Annotated in this window: 18 protein-coding genes; 11 read left to right on the top strand and 7 right to left on the bottom strand. The window is 57.9% G+C overall.

Annotated features, from left to right (window positions below; genetic code table 11):
- Window positions 1-111 precede the first annotated feature (111 nt).
- Together Z945_RS0114525 and aroB are read left to right on the top strand one after the other, a co-directional pair.
- A complete protein-coding gene (locus Z945_RS0114525) occupies window positions 112-708 on the top strand; it encodes a shikimate kinase (RefSeq protein WP_025052828.1) in 597 nt (198 codons plus the stop codon).
- Window positions 683-1,813 (top strand): 3-dehydroquinate synthase, encoded by a 1,131-nt coding sequence (aroB, locus tag Z945_RS0114530; protein ID WP_420911461.1) that lies wholly within the window; start codon window positions 683-685, stop codon window positions 1,811-1,813. The genes Z945_RS0114525 and aroB overlap by 26 nt, the downstream gene beginning before the upstream one ends.
- A gap of 31 nt (window positions 1,814-1,844) precedes the next feature.
- On the opposite strand, the gene Z945_RS0114535 is transcribed toward aroB, so the two are convergent.
- Window positions 1,845-2,279, bottom strand: a complete 435-nt coding sequence (locus Z945_RS0114535; protein ID WP_025052830.1) for a GNAT family N-acetyltransferase — start codon at window positions 2,277-2,279, stop codon at window positions 1,845-1,847.
- The gene (gene ssb, locus Z945_RS0114540; RefSeq protein WP_025052831.1) at window positions 2,279-2,794 is read right to left on the bottom strand and encodes a single-stranded DNA-binding protein; all 516 of its coding nucleotides are present in this window, start codon (window positions 2,792-2,794) and stop codon (window positions 2,279-2,281) included. Before ssb ends, Z945_RS0114535 begins: the two co-directional genes overlap by 1 nt.
- A gap of 225 nt (window positions 2,795-3,019) precedes the next feature.
- On the opposite strand from ssb, the gene Z945_RS0114545 reads away from it, so the two are divergent.
- Both Z945_RS0114545 and Z945_RS0114550 read left to right on the top strand, forming a co-directional pair.
- Window positions 3,020-3,616 (top strand): lytic transglycosylase domain-containing protein, encoded by a 597-nt coding sequence (locus Z945_RS0114545; protein ID WP_025052832.1) that lies wholly within the window; start codon window positions 3,020-3,022, stop codon window positions 3,614-3,616.
- Window positions 3,617-3,783: 167 nt separating this feature from the next.
- A complete protein-coding gene (locus Z945_RS0114550; protein WP_025052833.1) occupies window positions 3,784-4,308 on the top strand; it encodes a hypothetical protein in 525 nt (174 codons plus the stop codon).
- A 52-nt stretch (window positions 4,309-4,360) separates the two neighbouring features.
- Here Z945_RS0114550 and Z945_RS0114555 read toward each other — a convergent pair whose 3' ends face one another.
- From Z945_RS0114555 to miaA, 5 genes are all read right to left on the bottom strand, one after another.
- On the bottom strand, window positions 4,361-6,451 hold the full coding sequence (locus Z945_RS0114555) for a dipeptide ABC transporter ATP-binding protein (protein WP_025052834.1): 2,091 nt from the start codon (window positions 6,449-6,451) through the stop codon (window positions 4,361-4,363).
- Between the two features lie 108 nt (window positions 6,452-6,559).
- Window positions 6,560-8,026, bottom strand: a complete 1,467-nt coding sequence (locus Z945_RS0114560; RefSeq protein ID WP_025052835.1) for an ABC transporter permease — start codon at window positions 8,024-8,026, stop codon at window positions 6,560-6,562.
- Window positions 8,027-8,038: 12 nt separating this feature from the next.
- Window positions 8,039-9,124, bottom strand: coding sequence for an ABC transporter permease (locus Z945_RS0114565; RefSeq protein ID WP_025052836.1), 1,086 nt, complete (start codon window positions 9,122-9,124; stop codon window positions 8,039-8,041).
- A 303-nt stretch (window positions 9,125-9,427) separates the two neighbouring features.
- On the bottom strand, window positions 9,428-10,225 hold the full coding sequence (locus Z945_RS0114570) for a helix-turn-helix domain-containing protein (RefSeq protein ID WP_025052837.1): 798 nt from the start codon (window positions 10,223-10,225) through the stop codon (window positions 9,428-9,430).
- Window positions 10,226-10,288: 63 nt separating this feature from the next.
- A complete protein-coding gene (gene miaA / locus Z945_RS0114575; RefSeq protein ID WP_025052838.1) occupies window positions 10,289-11,173 on the bottom strand; it encodes a tRNA (adenosine(37)-N6)-dimethylallyltransferase MiaA in 885 nt (294 codons plus the stop codon).
- A 93-nt stretch (window positions 11,174-11,266) separates the two neighbouring features.
- Here miaA and pyrH point away from each other — a divergent pair, with 93 nt between their 5' ends.
- The 7 genes from pyrH (at window position 11,267) to rseP (ending at window position 18,002) form a co-directional block, all read left to right on the top strand.
- On the top strand, window positions 11,267-11,995 hold the full coding sequence (pyrH, locus tag Z945_RS0114580; protein WP_025052839.1) for a UMP kinase: 729 nt from the start codon (window positions 11,267-11,269) through the stop codon (window positions 11,993-11,995).
- Between the two features lie 89 nt (window positions 11,996-12,084).
- Window positions 12,085-13,251 carry a Hint domain-containing protein gene (locus tag Z945_RS20125; protein WP_025052840.1) on the top strand — a complete coding sequence of 389 codons (1,167 nt, stop codon included), beginning with the start codon at window positions 12,085-12,087 and terminating at the stop codon, window positions 13,249-13,251.
- 25 nt (window positions 13,252-13,276) lie between these two features.
- Entirely contained in the window at window positions 13,277-13,840 is a 564-nt protein-coding gene (gene frr / locus Z945_RS0114590; RefSeq protein WP_025052841.1) for a ribosome recycling factor, read from the top strand.
- 64 nt (window positions 13,841-13,904) lie between these two features.
- Window positions 13,905-14,663 carry a polyprenyl diphosphate synthase gene (gene uppS, locus Z945_RS0114595; protein ID WP_025052842.1) on the top strand — a complete coding sequence of 253 codons (759 nt, stop codon included), beginning with the start codon at window positions 13,905-13,907 and terminating at the stop codon, window positions 14,661-14,663.
- Between the two features lie 11 nt (window positions 14,664-14,674).
- Complete coding sequence (locus tag Z945_RS0114600; RefSeq protein ID WP_025052843.1) at window positions 14,675-15,469, top strand: phosphatidate cytidylyltransferase; 795 nt, start codon at window positions 14,675-14,677, stop codon at window positions 15,467-15,469.
- A gap of 6 nt (window positions 15,470-15,475) precedes the next feature.
- Window positions 15,476-16,651: a 1-deoxy-D-xylulose-5-phosphate reductoisomerase gene (dxr, locus tag Z945_RS0114605; protein WP_025052844.1), complete on the top strand. Its 1,176-nt coding sequence runs from the start codon at window positions 15,476-15,478 to the stop codon at window positions 16,649-16,651.
- A gap of 4 nt (window positions 16,652-16,655) precedes the next feature.
- Window positions 16,656-18,002, top strand: a complete 1,347-nt coding sequence (gene rseP / locus Z945_RS0114610; protein ID WP_025052845.1) for an RIP metalloprotease RseP — start codon at window positions 16,656-16,658, stop codon at window positions 18,000-18,002.
- Window positions 18,003-18,004 lie beyond the last annotated feature (2 nt).

The raw sequence follows: 18,004 nt of genomic DNA on the forward strand, positions 1-18,004 counted from the left end.
GTAAAAACAAAAACTTGATCAGTCGACCCATTCAATACGCCCGTTTCTTTATGCCCGATTTGTGCAATCTATATATGGCCTTTTGGTCAAGATCACGTCATTCAAATACAAATGAGCGGAATTAAGCAAAGCATGGCCGATGCCGGAACGTCATCCTCTGCCTTCAGATTGAAGAAGACGGTTGTCATGGTCGGGATGATGGGCGCGGGCAAAACGGCAGTTGGCCGTGCGGTTGCAGCGCGGTTGGGTGTGCCCTTTCTGGACAGCGACGCCGAGATCGAGGCTGCCGCCAACGCCAGCGTGCCAGAGATTTTTGAACGCGACGGAGAGACGTTTTTCCGCAAACGCGAAACCGAAGTGATCACGCGCCTGCTTAAATCAGAACGCGGCATATTATCGACGGGCGGCGGCGCTTTTCTGGCCGAGCAAAACCGCAAGGTCATCTCGCAGCAGGGCGTGTCGGTCTGGTTGAACGCCGATATTGAATTGCTGTGGAGCAGGGTCAGACATAAGGAAACCCGTCCCTTATTGCGCACCGCTGATCCTAAAGCAACGCTCACCGCGCTTTATGCGCAACGGGTACCCATGTACGAAAAGGCCGACCTCATGGTGCCTTGTGCCGCCACCCTAAGCATCGAAGGCATGGCGACACGGGTGATCGAGGCGTTGCTTGGCCGACAGGATGTATTGGAGCAGACCATTGATTGAAACGATTGCCGTCGATTTACCGGGCCGTGAGTACGAGGTGCGCATCGGACCTGGTCTTCTGGCCGACGCAGGCACACATATCGCGCCTTTCCTGAACCGTCCGAAGGTGACAGTGATCACCGATAGCACGGTGGCTGCTGAACATCTCGAAGCCTTAGGCGCGGGTTTGAGCGCTCAGGGCATCGCGATGACGGCACTGGAGCTGCCCCCCGGCGAAGCGACCAAAAGCTGGGCAGCACTGGAGCAATGTTGCAGCTGGTTGCTGGATCAGGAGGTCGAGCGCCGCGATATCGTCGTGGCCCTGGGGGGCGGTGTAATTGGCGACCTGGCAGGCTTTGCCGCCGCAATTCTGCGGCGTGGCGTCCGTTTTGTGCAGATGCCGACCTCTTTGCTGGCGCAGGTGGACAGTTCCGTTGGTGGCAAAACCGGCATCAATGTGGGTCAGGGCAAGAACCTGATCGGCGCTTTTCACCAGCCTGCGCTGGTGTTGGCCGATACCGAAGTGTTGGGCACCTTGGCCCCCCGCGATTTTCTGGCGGGCTACGGCGAAGTCGTGAAATACGGTCTGTTGGGCGATGCGGCATTTTTTGACTGGCTCGAAGAACAGGGACCGGCATTGGCGGCAGGTGACATGAGCGCCCGCATTGCCGCCGTGCGTCGGTCGGTCGAGATGAAGGCCGAGATTGTGATGCGCGACGAGACCGAGCAGGGCGACCGCGCCTTGCTTAATCTAGGCCACACCTTTTGTCACGCCTTGGAAACCGCGACCGGCTATTCCGACCGTCTGCTGCATGGGGAAGGGGTCGCCATCGGCTGTGCGCTGGCCTTTGAACTCTCGGCACGGTTGGGCCTTTGCGCCCAAGAAGACCCGAGCCGTGTGCGGGCGCACCTCAAGGCGATGGGCATGAAGACGGACTTGCGGGACATTGAAGGTGATCTGCCAAGCGCGGAGGCTCTGCTGGCTTTGATGGGGCAGGACAAGAAGGTAATGGACGGCAAGCTGCACTTTGTGCTGGCGCGCGGGATCGGTCAGGCCTTTGTCACTTCGGACGTATCAGCCGACACTGTGCTGGGATTGCTGGATGACGCCCTGTGCGACCGCTAATGGGGTAAGATGCCCCACGGGTTTTGCCCCGTCACTCCTGCCGTAACACCATCGCGAATTTGTCTTTGCCGCTAAAGCCTAACGCCTCGTAGAACCCTGTGGCACCGCGCGCGCGTCCGGTCATCAGCATAAGCTTATAGGCATTTTTCGCGCAGGCCGCCTCAATCGCCGCTTGCATCACGCGCCTGCCAAAACCCTGGCGCTGATACCGCTGACGGGTGACCACGTTTTCGATCAGACCATAGGGGCGGCCCTGCCACAGCACATTCGGCAGCAGATGCAGCGTGACCATCGCGGCCAGATCATCGCCCACAAAGGCCCCCAGGACCTGCGTGCCGGAATGGGCCAGTACCACGTCAAAGGCCGCCGGATCATCCGCCGGCGGCCCCACTGTTAGTTCATTGTAAAGCAACACCGCCTGAGACCAATCGGCCCCTGTGAGTAAGCGGGTCGTGCTTTGTGTCATCAGAACGGGATTTCGTCATCCAGGTCGCGTGACGATCCGCCGCCAGCACCACCACCACCTGATGGCCCGCTGTCATAGCCACCGCTGTCGCGGCCCTGATCATAGCCGCCACCGCCGCCATAATTGCCGCCGCCGCCGCCATAGTTACCGCCACCGCCGCTATCGCGTCCGTCCAGCATGGTCAGCGTGCCGCCATAGTTGCGCAGAACCACTTCCGTGGAATAGCGATCCTGTCCCGACTGGTCCTGCCACTTACGCGTCTCAAGCTGGCCCTCGATATACACTTTCGAGCCCTTCTTGAGGTATTGTTCCGCAATGCGCACCAGACCTTCGTTAAAGATGGCAACTGTGTGCCATTCTGTCTTTTCCTTCCGCTCGCCGGTGTTGCGGTCTTTCCAGGTTTCTGAGGTAGCGATGCGCAGGTTACACACCTTGCCGCCATTCTGAAACGACCGCACCTCTGGATCGCGCCCCAGATTGCCGATGATAATCACTTTGTTCACTGAGCCGGCCATTATATCCCCCGTCCATCTGTCAGTTCAGGCTGCGCGAATCCGGCGCAGCCGCTTGCTGGCCTTATATCTGTGGAAACAAGCATGACCAAGGCATGGTTAAAAGAAGATGAAGCATGCCGCGGCAATGGCGCAAAAAGACGCAAGGGCGGCCTGGAATCTATGACTGGATGAAATGGTGAACTTTGGTATAAGGCACCAAGACTGACGGGTAAGGGCGTGCGACTTATGCTGAGAACGGGTTTGATTGCGGGCTGCATGGCGCTGGCCGTGTTGTGTTTCGGCGGGGCGACCGCTCAAGCCGATATCCTCTCCTCCAAAAACCGCAAGGCGATCTTCAAATCTCAGGCCAAGCTTTTGGACAACCGCGCGTCCAAGCAATATTCCGCCTCGATCCGGTTGCAGCCACCCAAGGTCGACACGCCCACGAAATGGCGCACGCCTAAATTCAGCGGCACCTATAAAGGCAAGTTTTTGAATATGGCACGGTCTGCGGCCAAGCGTCATGGCGTGCCGGAAGACCTGTTCTTGCGTCTTGTTCAGCAGGAAAGCAACTGGAACCACACAGCCGTCAGCCATGCGGGCGCGATTGGTCTGGCGCAACTGATGCCCGGTACCGCGCGTCTGCTGCGGGTGGATCCGACCGATCCTGAGCAGAACCTCGAAGGTGGTGCGCGCTATCTCAAACAGCAGTACCGGACCTTCGGCACCTGGAAGCTGGCGCTGGCGGCCTATAACGCGGGTCCGGGTGCTGTGCAAAAGCATGGCGGCGTACCGCCATACAAAGAAACGCGCAACTATGTGCGGATCATTGCAGGGCAGTAAACCACTGCGCTGACCCCTTTCTCATTCAGGCCGGGCGGTTATGCGCCGATCTTTCTGCATCTCATTCCAAGATGTCTGGAACCTAATGCGATTGCTTTGAGTTGTCTTTTCAATCCAGGGGCGCGGATGATCCGCACCCGGTAAGACACAGAAAGACGGAGCATCACATGTTCAATACAACAAAAAAGATCACCCTCGCCGCCGCAGTCAGCCTGCTGGCTCTGAGCACCGCAAGCTTTGCAGCCGAGCCACCAACCCTGTCTGAGATCGACGTATCCGCATCCTACAACGCGGCTGAAGATACCAACGCAGCAGAGCTTTTCCCGGAGATCGCAGAGGATGTGCAGATTGCCATCGCCAAGCTGGTCCCCATGAGCGACAGCGCAGGTGACCCGACATTGCGCGTCGACATCCGCAAGGTTGCTCTGAATGGCGATACCATGCTGCCAGACTCAGCCGAATTCAACGAGTTGGAAGGCGTAGTATCGTTCCAGACACGCACCGGTGAGGAAGGTCAAAGCTTTCCGGTAAATATCAAAGCCGTAATGGACGATAGCGCAATTCCTGAAGGATATGCAGCTGTCCCACCATCTCTGGATGACTACTACCGTGCAATGGTCGATGGTTTTGCCATGAAAGTTGCCGAGCGCATCGGCAGTGTCGATATTGATGGCAATATGGTGACCAAGTAATCACGACCCAACGGACGAATATGAGCGCGGTCTTCAACAGGCCGCGCTTTTTTCATTCCGCGGCCACGCCGACCTCGATGACCGGTTCCATCTCCGCAAATTTCTCGTCCGACAGATGGCATTTTACCTGATGCCCGTTCGCCAGGACCCTGATGGGAGGCACCTCTGTCTCGCACAGGTTCCCCGGCACTTCAGACTTCCATCGGCACCGCGTCTGGAAGGGACACCCTGGCGGTGGGTTCATGGCAGAGGGAATATCGCCCTCAAGCACGATGTGCTTTTTCTTCACCGACGTATCCGCAATCGGCACAGCCGACAGCAAAGCTTCGGTATAGGGGTGATAGGGCGGCGAGAAGACCTGATCTGTTGTGCCAAGCTCCACCACATGGCCGAGATACATCACCATCACCCGATCGCTCAAATAGCGCACAATCGACAGATCATGGCTGATAAACAGCAACGTGGTCTTCTGTTCGCGCTGGATCTCCATCAACAGATCCGTCACCGCCGCCTGTACGGAAACATCCAAGGCAGAGACCGGCTCATCCGCCACCACGATCCGCGCATCGCCTGCAAAGGCCCGCGCAATACCAACCCGTTGCTTTTGGCCACCCGAAAGCTGTCGCGGCATTCGGCCCGCGAATTCACGCGGCAATTTCACCAGATCCAGCAGTTCCAGCATGCGCTGCTTCCGCTCGGCCTCGTTCTTGCCGATCTTGAAAATCTCTAGCGCCCGAATGATCTGGCGTCCCACGGTCATCGAGGGGTTCAGCGTGTCAAAGGGGTTCTGGAACACCATCTGCACATCCGCCACATTCTTGGTGCTGCGATCCTCGATGGGCACATCGCCGATGTCGTGGTTGTCGAGCAAGACCTGACCCTCGGTCGCTGTTTCCAGTCCCATCAGCACCTTGGCAAAGGTGGACTTGCCGCAGCCGGATTCACCGACGATGGCGAGTGTCTCGCTTTCGCGCGCCTCGAATGTCAGTTCCTCGTTGGCCTTGACCACCTTGGTACTGCCTCCACCAAACATCGCATTGGCGGCCACCTGATAATATTTCTTCAGTTTGTCGATCTTCAAAACAACATCGCCAACCTCGCCTTTCGTCTTCACCTCGGCCAGTTCCAGCGGCGCGTTCCAGTCGATCTCCTGATATCTCACACAGCGGGTGTGGTGCCGGTCGTCGCCGCCGATGGTAAACATGGGGATCGTCCCCTGATCACAGCGTCCCGCCTCGAAATAATCGCAACGCGGGCCGAAGTTACAGCCAGGCGGACGCTCGTGGGGCAGGGGGAAGTTGCCGGGAATTGCAATCAGGGGCCGCGCGTTCTTGTCCGCGCCGGGCAGGGGAATCGAGCGGAACAGTGCTTGCGTATAGGGGTGCTGCATCTCGTCGAAGACATCCTCGATGGTGCCGCGCTCCACCGCTTCGCCGGAATACATCACACAGATACGATCGCAGGTTTCCAGCACCAGCCCGAGGTTGTGCGAGATAAACAGCATCGAGGTGCCGTATTTCTTGCCCAGATCCTTGACCAGCTCGACCACCGCCGCCTCGACAGTCACATCAAGCGCCGTTGTCGGCTCATCCAGAATAAGCAAGGAAGGCTCGCTCATCAGGGCCATGGCGATCACGATTCGCTGCTGCTGGCCACCGGACAACTGATGCGGATAGGCATCCAGAATGCGCTTGGGATCGGGCAGCTTTACGTCTGTCACCACCATCAAGGCACGATCATAGGCGTCCTTCTCGCTCATGCCGGCATGGATCATCGGCACTTCCATCAACTGTTTGCCGATCTTCATGGCCGGGTTCAGCGATGCCATCGGCTCTTGATAGATCATTGCGATCTCGGAGCCGCGAATGTCGCGCAATTCCTCGTCCGACATCTCGCCCAGATCACGGCCCTTGAACTTGATTGACCCGCCCACGATGCGGCCATTCTTGCCCAGATCCTGCATCACCCCCAAGGCCACAGTAGATTTGCCACAACCGGATTCGCCCACCAACCCCAGCGCTTCACCCGGCATCACGGAAGCCGAGAAATCCATCACCGCCGGAATTTCGCGCAGCCGTGTAAAAAACGAAATCGACAGCTTGTCGATCTCGAGAATTGGTCCGTCGTATTTTTCTTTTACCATCTTCAGTCTCCTTCTGGAGAGGCCTTCATCAAAAGCGTCCTGCGCTTTCTCTTTTTGGCCTTATATCCCGCGGGGGTCCGGGGGCAGAGCCCCCGAACAGCGATGTCGTCAGTCGCGTAGCGATTCCTCACGCAAACCATCCGCCAGCAGATTGAGCCCCAGCACCAGGCTCAACAAAGCCAGTGCAGGTGCTATCGCCGCATGCGGATAAAGCGCCAGCAAGCGCCGGCCTGCGTTGATCGTTGATCCCCAGTCCGGGCTTTCGCTTTCCAGCCCCAGACCGAAAAAGCCCAAGGTGCCTAGGAGGATGGTGGTATAGCCGATCCGCAAACAGAAATCGACGATCAGCGGTCCGCGTGCGTTGGGCAGGATCTCCCACAGCATGATGTACCACGGGCCTTCGCCGCGCGTCTGCGCCGCCGCCACATAATCGCGTGTCTTGATGTCCAGCGCGAGGCCGCGCACGATACGGAACACCGTGGGCGAGTTCACAAAAACCACCGAGACAAAAACCACCAAGATGCCTGCATCAATGTCGAACCCGTCCAGAAAGGACGGCAAGCCGGGGATGCGATATGTGTCAGTCTGCACGATAGAGCCATCGTTGCTGATCATGGAAAGATAGAGCCACCCCAAAACCCCCAGCACCACAATCAACAGCGGTGTCCGGAAGGACGGTTGCGTGTAAAAGCGCGAATTGAGCAGGATCGCGACAAAGATTAACGGGAAGATAAAGAGGAACATCGCCATGTAGTTGGGAATGCCCGTAAGAACGATCTCGGGCGTCACCAGCAGGTAGAATAGCAAGATCACCGGAAAGGCGAGGATCAGGTTGGCCAGAAAGCTGAGAACGGTGTCCAGCCGCCCGCCATAATATCCCGCAGGCAAGCCCAGCGTGATGCCAACCATAAAGGCAAAGAGCGTGGCCATCGGCGCGATCTGCACTACGACCCACGACCCTTTGATCAGCCTTGAAAAAACATCGCGGGCAAGGTTGTCACCGCCCAACAGGAACCACTGGTACTCGCCTTCTTCAGCGCCGCGTAGCGGCGTGCCGGGCAGCTTGTTCTTCATGCCAGAGACCTGAGACAGGCTGTCATGGGTGATCAGCATATCGAAAACGCCGCCAAACACGCCAGTAAATACCCAGAACATCACAATGCCAAAGCCGATCATGCCCACAGTGCTGTCAAAGAGCTTGCCGTAAAGCCCCAGCCGCCGTTTGTAAGTAATCGAGAGCACGAAGGTGAGGATCAGCGCGATCCAGACCGGCAGGAATTGCCGCGCCATGCCGCCGAAAATGCCTGCTCCGGTGCCAAGTATGATGCCGCCAATGAGATAGACCAGGACAAGGGCGATCAGTGCATAGAACAGATAGCCCAGCACCATTGATATGAACCCGGCCGCCCCTGTGTCAGAGGCGAGTGTGCCGTCTGACCCGACGGCGCGTGTGCCGGATGACGGTACCAGTGATGTCAGAATTGACACCACAATTGTCAGCGCCAAAAGTCCCAGCACCGCCAGAAAGATAATATTGAGCCCGGAAAGGGAGCCCGTCCACGTTAAAGGATCCATATCCTTGCTCCCCTATGAAATGCGAATGCGCGGGTTGAGGTAGACATAACCGATGTCGGATATCAGCTGTGTCACCAGAACGACGACGACCGAGACCACCGAAACCGCCAGCAATAACTCAATGTCATTGTTCGACGCGGCCTGTACCAGAAGCCACCCAAAGCCTTTGTAGTTGAACAAGGTCTCAACGATCACGACGCCGTTCAACAGCCACGGGATTTGCAGCATGATCACCGTAAAGGGCGCAATCAGCGCATTGCGTAGGGCGTGCTTGAGCACGATGTCTGAAAACTTGACCCCTTTCAGCCGGGCTGTGCGAATGTATTGGGCTGTCATCACTTCGGCCATGGAGGCGCGGGTCATGCGTGCGATATATCCCATGCCATAAAGCGAGATGGTCAGCACCGGCAGAAAGAAGTTCCAGAAATTCGCATCTGCCATTGCCGAAGTGGCCGACCCTAGAAACAGCGTTTTGCCGTCAATCCAGCCCCATTCGGCCAATAGCGGTGACAATCCGAATTTGGAGGACGCCAACAGCGCGATAAAGATAACACCCGACACATACTCCGGTGTCGCCGTGGTCGCGATGGAGAAGGTCGAGAGCGATCTGTCCAGATTGGACCCTTCGCGCATGCCGGCCAACACACCCACAATCAGCGCCGAGGGCACCATGAGCAGCAAAACGCAGAGCATCAATTTACCTGTCAACGCCAGTCGGGTGGCCACCGTCGGGCCTACATCATCCTTGAAAACTGTCGAAAAACCCCAATCTCCTTGCAGAACACCACATCGCGTCGGGCGCTCCGCCTCGGGTGTGCCTTCGGGAAAACAGCGGCCAAAGGTCCTGCCATCGTCCTTTTCGGTCACCCAGCCTGGCATAACACCCAGCCATTGGCCAAATTTAACCGGCATTGGCTGTAAATAGCCGCGATCGCCCAGATAGGAGGAGACCGCTTCATCCGACATGCGGAAGTTGCCTTGCGTTTTGGCGAGCTTTTCCAGATTCGGGTAGAGATTGGTCAGCCAGAACACGATGAACGTCAGGCACAGAGCCGTCAGCAGCATCACGCCCAGTCTGCGTAAGATAAATATTCCCATGTATTGCCCCTGTTGGTGGCTTGGCGGGATTTCCCGCCGTTTTTATTGAAGGCCGATGGCCTTTATCGACAGTATGCCCCGCTTGAACGGGTGCCGGGAAAAGAACTGCGATTGTGCTCCTCAAAGCCGTGCGGCGCGGTGACGGGTGGTCCCGGCTTGCGCACGCATTGCATCCCCAGACCCATCAGGCACGACATATAGGTTAAGGTCAATGTCTGCTTCCGCCCCTTGAGAGATTATTTGCGACATTTCTTCTGTCGGAAAACGACAAGGTTCGCGCCCGTATTTTTACCGGATCAGCGACTAGGGGCCGCGTAGTTTGCTGGGGGTCATATTTGTGTGCTGCTGCATAAAGCGGGTAAAATATGCCGCGGAACCAAAGCCGAGGTGTCGGGCGATGTTCTGGGCAGGTTCGGATGTTTCCACCAGAAGGCGTCTGGCTTCGTGCAATATACGCTCGGTCAGTAGATCTGCGGCGGTTTTGCCTGTGGCCGCTTTTACTGCGCGGGTCAGATGGGTGGGGGTCACGCCCAGATCCCCCGCATAGGCCGCCATCGTGGCCCCCGTGGCAAAACGTTCGGGCAACATGGCACAGAACCGCTGGCTTAGCCGTTGGCCAGCCGAGCCCCGCGCAGGCGTATGTTCCTCCAGCAAGATCTGGCGGCGCAACCAGACCGCAATCAGGATACCGTAGCCTTCCAGCGCATCAGCGCTTAAAGGGCGCGCGCTTTGTTGTTCGCGCTGGGTGGCTTCGATCAGGCCGGTCAATTCGGATTGAACGTGCACATCGCGGATGCGCAGATGGCGCGGAATTTCGGGCAACTGCAGCGGCAGCCCCATTGGCAGTTGTAGGCAATTCCCGATTGTCTGACGCCCCAGATCAAGTGCAAAGAGGCTGTGGGCGGGAATGAAGAGCGCGTTATGTGCACCGACCCCGCGCCGGGTCCCATTCAACAGCGCCAAGCCCTGACCGCGGGTGATCCAGACCAGAAGATGGTAAGGACGGTCATGCGCCAGCTGTAATCGCCAGTCCTGTCCCTTGCTGAACTGCGCAAGGCTCTGGATAGTGATCGTATTGGCGTCAAAAGACGAATTTGTCATAAAAGGTAAAGCCCGCGCACTGGTTACCTGATAATCGTAACTGAATAGTCGCTTATGGGCAAGTTACGAAAGGTGTACCTTGCGCCAATCCGCCATCTTGCTGCGCATCCAGGTGCGTTGCCGCTTGGCAAATTGCCGCGTTGCAATGACGGCGCGGGCCTTGGCCTCTTTTAGGCTGATCCGGTCTTCCAGATGGTCCACCAACTCTGGCACACCAATGGCCCGAAAAGCGGGTAGGGCGGGGTCATAGGCAGGCCGCTGTGCTGCGACCTCTTCCAGCGCCCCCTGTTCCAGCATCAAGTCAAAGCGCCGGGCGATCCGCGCATTCAGCCAGTCCTTTTCTACGTCAAAGACAACCGGATGACAGTTCTCAAGCGGCATGACAGGGGCGGCCGTCTGATCTTGCCAGTGCGCCAGCCCGCGTCCTGTGGCACGCATGACCTCCCAGGCCCGCTGCACCCGTGCGCGGTTCTGCGTGTCGATCCGCGCGAAGGTCGCTTCGTCGAGGGCGGCAAGCATTTCGGCCAACTCGAGGCTGTCGCCTTCTTGCCGGACTTCGGGCGGTGTCGCGGGGATCTCGGCCAGACCTTCGGTCAGTGCTTTGAAATAAAGCCCCGTCCCACCTGTGATGATGGGACGTATACCCTGATCCAGCAATGCTGTGACCTCGCGCAGCCAATGACCCGTGGAATAGGACGCAGTCGACGCGACATGTCCGTAAAGCGCGTGAGCGGCTTGTGCTTCCTCTGCCGCCGTCGGACGCGCGGTGATCACCCGCCAGCAGTGATAAACCTGTGACGCATCTGCGTTGACGATAACGCCGCCTTGCTGCGCAGCGATCTCGAGCGCCAATGCCGATTTGCCGCTGGCCGTCGGACCCGCAATTAGCACGGGTTTCTGGGCAGGCACCTTGCGCAGGGCGCGCGTTATCTCGGCATTTATCTGCATTCCTACCCGCACCCCTGTCGCCATGCATTGAACATGCCCGCCATTTGAGACATTTTGCGCCGAAATGAAACACCCAAGCCGGAAAGGGTTTCCATGTCCGCAGATGCGCCCAAGTCGACATTCAACCGTGTGATGCTCAAGATTTCAGGGGAGGCGTTGATGGGGGATCAGGGATTCGGGCTGCACCCACCCACCGTCGAACGCATCGCCCGCGAGGTGCAGTCAGTGCACGAAATGGGTGTCGAGATTTGTATGGTCATCGGCGGCGGCAATATCTTTCGCGGCCTCCAAGGCTCCGCCCAAGGGATGGAGCGGACCACCGCCGACTATATGGGCATGCTGGCCACAGTGATGAATGCGCTGGCCATGCAGTCTTCGCTGGAAAGTCTCGGCATCCATACCCGCGTGATTTCTGCGATCACCATGAACGAAGTGGCCGAACCCTATATCCGCCGCCGCGCCGTGCGTCATCTGGAGAAAAAGCGCGTTTGCATTTTCGCAGCGGGCACCGGCAACCCGTATTTCACCACCGATACCGCGGCGACCCTGCGAGCCAACGAGATGTCCTGCGAAGCGATCTTCAAAGGGACGAAGGTTGATGGGGTCTATAACAAGGACCCGGCCAAGTTCGACGACGCCAAACGCTACGACATGGTCAGCTATGATGATGTGCTGCAAAAGCGTTTGGGCGTGATGGACGCCTCGGCTATCGCGCTTGCGCGCGACAACAACTTGCCGATCATCGTATTCTCGCTGGACGAACCCGGCGGATTCCGCGGGATACTCGCAGGCGAGGGCACCTACACCCGCGTTCAGGACTGATCTCGGGGCTGCTTCGCGAGCAAGATTGACGTTTTGTTGAGACATTTCTGCGCATTGCTATCGGTAACTTTTCGGTAGCAGGCGCGACAATGGCAAGCATAGGCGTGATTTACATTGGTACCTTTGCTTTGGCGGATACCTTGGAAGACGACTTCGCGAATGAAAACGATGACGTCTATGCAGGCACACACGGCAACAGTGTGCTGCAATCGCTGATCGTTGATGTAACGGAACCCTTAGGCGACGGTATCGCCTATGATGATGACGACACTCAGGTTGGAAGCCAGATCACTTATGATCTGGGCGGCGGTGCGCAGACGGTTTCGCAAGACAGCGTTGCCTCCTATAACGTGTCTTTATCGCTGGGGGATGGCACCACTCTCAACACCATCGTCAATGTGATCCAGCTGACGAATGGTGCCACTTTTATCAATGAAAACATCGACGGTGTTCCGCTGGATAATCTGAACATCCAGGCGGTGACCCTTGGCACCGTCGTCGAAGATAACGCGTATGGCTGGATGACGGCCCGCAGCATCGACAATGCGCGTATCGTTTGCTTTGCATCAGGTACGCTTATTGAAACGCCGCAGGGACAGCGTGCGGTCGAGGATCTGACGGTCGGTGATCTGGTAACCACCCTGGACCACGGCCCCCAGCCGGTGATCTGGCATGCACTTCAGGTGGCATCCGGCCTCGGCAATACGGCCCCCATAGAAGTGGGCGCACATGCCCTGGGACCGGGGATGCCTTTCAGGCGCTTGTTGCTATCACCCCAGCACCGCGTCCTGCTACGTTCCCCTATCGTCAATCGCATGGTCGGCACCGAGGAAGCACTGGTTGCGGCAAAGCTACTATGTGATGCGGTTGGAATATCGGTGAAGCCCTATCTTAATAAAGTGACCTACCATCACATTCTTCTGCCACAGCATGCCATACTATGGGCCAATGGCGCCGCAGCAGAGAGCTTTTTTCCCGGACCGGAGGCGCTCAAGTCCCTTGAGCCTGCGCAATTGGCTCAGTTGAACAAATGCCTTGAGCAGCGCGGCGGTGACTATGGACTATGTCGAGACACCATAAAGAGGAAGACAAGCGGTAAATTGGTCGCGCGGCATGCGAAAAACTGCCTGCCTATGGTCAACTTGAAGAGTAAAACAGCTGCGCGTGGTCCATTGGCCCTGCGAAAGAAATGCGGCGCGGTCAGACTGTTGCCGCGACGCGCAGAAGGTTATAACAGGGATAGACCAAGCCTTTGAGCGACATTCAACAGGACACCTTCCCATGTCAGACGACTTTATGCTCGACACCGATGATCTTGAACGGCGCATGGACGGTGCGATTTCATCGTTGCGTACCGAATTTGCATCCCTGCGCACCGGACGCGGATCTGCGTCGATGCTTGATCCAGTGATGGTGGATGCCTATGGCTCCATGACGCCGATCAACCAGGTGGGGACGGTAAATGTGCCAGAGCCCCGGATGGTCACGATCAATGTTTGGGACAAGGGCCTTGTGGGCAAGGTTGAAAAGGCCATCCGTGAAAGCGGGCTGGGCATCAATCCACAACTGAACGGCACGATCATCATGCTGCCGATCCCCGAATTGAACGAAGAACGCCGCCGCGATCTGACCAAGGTCGCAGGCCAATATGCCGAACACGCCCGCGTATCAATCCGCAACATCCGCCGGGATGGCATGGACCAGATCAAGAAGGGCAAGGCCGATGGCATGTCCGAGGACGATCAGAAAATCTGGGAGGGCGAAGTGCAGGAAATGACCAATAAATTCATCAGCATGATCGACGAACAGCTTGAAGCGAAACAAGCGGAGATCATGCAGGTCTGAACCACGCAGGCACCCGTTTTCGGATGCCGCATCCCTTGGATGCAAACAAAGGGAATACCCGTCAATGGAGCCAGCAGAAAAGGCGACGACCACGCCCGTTCCTTCCCCGGACAGGGTCGAAGGCTGCCCGGCCCATGTCGCGATTATTATGGATGGGAATGGCCGTTGGGCGACACAAAGGGGTCGGCCACGGCTCTTTGGCCATCATGCCGGTGCCAAAAGGGTGCGCGAAATCGTGGAGGCTTGTCCTGATTTCGGTGTTAAATATCTGACGATATTCGCTTTTTCCACAGAGAACTGGAAGCGGACACAGGTCGAAGTTGCCGGACTTATGACGCTGTTCCGGCGCTACATCACCAAAGAAACCCGGCATCTGCGCGAGCGGGGCGTGCGGGTGCGTTTTATTGGCGATCGGGTGCGGCTTGACGAAAAGCTGATCCGCCTGATGAACGAGCTTGAAGAAGCAACAGCACATAACACCAATGTGCATCTGACCATCGCCTTGAACTACGGCGGCCGCGATGAGGTGGCCCGGGCCACTCAAAGGCTCGCGATGGATGTGGCAAGCGGGCGGCTGGACCCGGACAGCGTGGATGAAGAAACGCTACCAAGATACCTAGATACTTACGTTTTACCCGATCCTGATCTGGTGATCCGCACCAGCGGAGAAGCCCGGATATCGAACTTTCTGCTGTGGCAATCGGCCTATGCGGAATATGAATTCATCGACACGCTTTGGCCTGATTTCACCCGCGCTGAGTTCGGGGCGCTTTGTGCCTCTTACGGCGGGCGCGACAGGCGCTTTGGCGCGGTCAAGACCTGAGCGACAGCAGCATGAAAAACATTTCCGAACAATGGTCTGACCTGAAACCCCGCATGGGGGCAGGGGCGGCGATGGTGGTCATCGGTTTGACCGGTATCGCCCTTGGCGGGACTGTGTTTCACCTGCTGGTAGCGCTGATCTGTGGCGTGATGGTGTGGGAACTGGTTGGCATGTTGCGCCCCGGCGTGCGCCATGTGCAACTGCAACTTGGGGGCCTGACGGGTCTGGCGGTTTTCGCATCGATCTATCTGCCGGCCGGCTTTGCCCTGCCGCTTTTGCTCGCCCCTGCGCTTGTGGGGTTCGGGTATCTTGCACGCAACCGCTCCGTTTATATCAGTTTTACCGTCATGATCTTGCTGTCAGGCTACGGCATGATGCAGATCCGCGATGATCTGGGTTTCGGCTGGATGTTATGGCTCGTGCTGGTCGTGGTGGTCACCGATGTGGTGGGCTATTTCGCAGGGCGCCTGATCGGTGGCCCAAAATTCTGGCCCGCGGTTAGCCCCAAGAAAACATGGTCCGGCACGGCGGCTGGCTGGGTTGGCGCTGCCATTGTCGGGCTCATCTTCTCGATCAACACCGGCGTAGGCATCCAGCTGATGGGCGTATCGGTCGCGGTGTCCATGGCATCCCAGATCGGGGATATCGCGGAATCGGGAATGAAGCGAAAGATGGGCGTCAAAGACAGCTCGAACCTGATCCCCGGTCACGGCGGCCTGATGGACCGGTTTGACGGCATGCTGGGTGCCTCGTTGTTCTTGCTCGTGATCGGTCAGGCTATCGGTTTCCCCTACGGGCTGGGCTAAAGACCGATGCGCTGCAAGGTTAGTATTCTGGGGGCCACAGGCTCCATCGGTCAGAACACCATTGACCTGATTTCACGCGACCCCGACAGCTATGATGTGGTCGCATTGACCGGGGCGAGCAACATCGCGCAATTGGCCCACGATGCCATTGCGCTGAAGGCCGATATTGCGGTGACAGCGGATGAAACGTTGTTGGAAGATCTTCGCGATGCCCTGCGAGGGTCGGACGTAACGGCCGCCGCCGGTGCCGCTGCGGTTACGGAATGTGCGACACGCCCCAGTGATTGGGTCATGTCGGCCATCGTCGGGGCTGCCGGTCTGGCACCGGGATTGGCGGCGCTTGAACAAGGCACCACTCTCGCACTCGCCAATAAGGAATCGCTTGTTTGTGCAGGTGCGCTAATGCTGGAAGCCGCCCGGCGCAGCGGGTCAAAGATTTTGCCGGTAGACAGCGAGCATTCAGCGATCTTTCAGGCGTTGATTGGTGAAGATATGGCCGCGGTGGAGCGGATCATCATCACCGCCAGCGGTGGCGCGTTCCGCGATTGGCCACTGGAGGATCTGGCTGGCGCGACGCTTGATCAAGCCTCCAGCCATCCCAACTGGGACATGGGCCAGCGCATCACCATCGATTCAGCGTCTATGTTTAACAAGGCCATGGAAGTCATTGAAACACGGGAATTTTTTGGCGTGCTTCCAGAGCAGATCGAGGTCATTGTCCACCCTCAATCCCTGATCCACGCGCTTGTGGGCTTTGCGGATGGCGCGTTGATGGCCCACGTTGGTCCGCCCGATATGCGTCATGCAATCGGATTTGCGTTGCACCATCCGGACCGCAAGCATCTGCCTGTTGATCGGCTTGACCTTGCAGCAATCGGCCAGCTTGAGTTCCGCGCCCCCGATGATGAACGATGGCCCGCCTTGCGGCTTGCCCGCGAGACCATGCAAGCCGGTGGTATGGCGGGTGCGGTGTTCAACGCAGCCAAGGAAACCGCGCTGGATGGCTTCATCGCGGGGCAAATAAATTTCGTGCAGATGGCCGAGGTTGTGGAAGACACGCTTGCCCATGTCTGCGCGACAGATGGCCATATTGCTGCCACCATGACACTTGATACCGTGCTGCAAACAGACCATGTGGCACGCAAGGCGGCGCAGGCGGCCATCGACAAAAGAGCAGGGTAGAACATTGGATATTGTAGGACTTGTACCGCAATTCGGCGGCTTGATTTGGACACTCTTGGCATTTGTGATCGCCCTGTCGGTGATCGTGGCGATCCATGAGTATGGCCACTACATCGTGGGGCGCTGGTGCGGGATCAAGGCGGATGTCTTTTCGCTCGGATTTGGGCCGGTGATCTGGTCGGGCGTCGATAAACACAACACCAAATGGCAGATCGCGGCCTTGCCTTTCGGCGGCTATGTCAAATTTGCCGGTGACGCCAATGCAGCATCGGGCAAGGACGAAGCGGCAATGGCCGCTGTTGCCGACAACCCTGAAGCGGCCCGGCACACGATGCACGGCGCACCCCTTTGGGCGCGTGCACTGACCGTGGCGGCGGGGCCTGCATTCAATTTCGCCATGTCGATCCTTATTTTCTTTGCAGTCGCGCTTTCCTCCGGCGTGGCCAAAGATCCGTTGACCGTCGGCAAAATTCTACCGCTGCCGCAGGGCAGTGCCGAGCTGATGCCGAGGGATGAGATTTTGGGCTTGGGCGGCACGCCAATACCTGAAGCTGACCCTGCGTATTCTGCGTTGATCCAGAGCTTTCCCAAGGCGCCTACCATGCCGTACGACATTCGCCGCGACGGGCGCGAGATGTCCGTAACCGGTCCGTTCCTGCGCCCCCCCGTTGTGCAACAAGTGATGCCGCAATCTGCCGCCATCGCGGCGGGATTAGAGAAAGGCGATGTCATCACCGCCATCGACGGATCCCCGATTTATGATTTTGCCGAACTGAAAACCGCCGTTGAGGCGTCGGATGGAGCTGCACTTGATCTGACGGTCTGGCGGGCGGGCGAAACGCTTGAATTCACCATGACGCCCAAAGCCGTGGACGAACCGCAGCCGGATGGTACCTTTGCACGGTCCTTGCGCATCGGGATCGCCAGCGGTCTGGCCTTCGAGGCTGCGACCGAAACACCGGGTGTCGGGGAAGCTTTGATTGGCGGGGTCGACAACACCTGGCGGATCATTACCGGCTCGTTGTCAGGCTTGCGGGAAATGATCGTGGGTAACATCAGCACCTGCAATCTGAGCGGTCCTGTGGGCATCGCGCAGACGTCAGGCGCGATGGCAAGCCAGGGCGCGCAATCTTTCATCTACTTCATCGCGGTGCTTAGCACTGCGGTCGGTTTGCTGAACCTCTTTCCGGTGCCGGCACTCGATGGCGGGCATTTGACGTTCTATGCCTATGAGGCTGTCAGCGGGAAACCGCCCAGTGACAAAGCGCTTCGGGTGCTCATGACCATTGGTTTGACGCTGGTTCTTTGTCTGATGGTCTTTGCGCTCGGGAACGATTTATTCTGCCCTTAATG

It is taken from the genome of Sulfitobacter noctilucae (genome assembly GCF_000622365.1).
GTDB classification, from domain to species: domain Bacteria; phylum Pseudomonadota; class Alphaproteobacteria; order Rhodobacterales; family Rhodobacteraceae; genus Sulfitobacter; species Sulfitobacter noctilucae.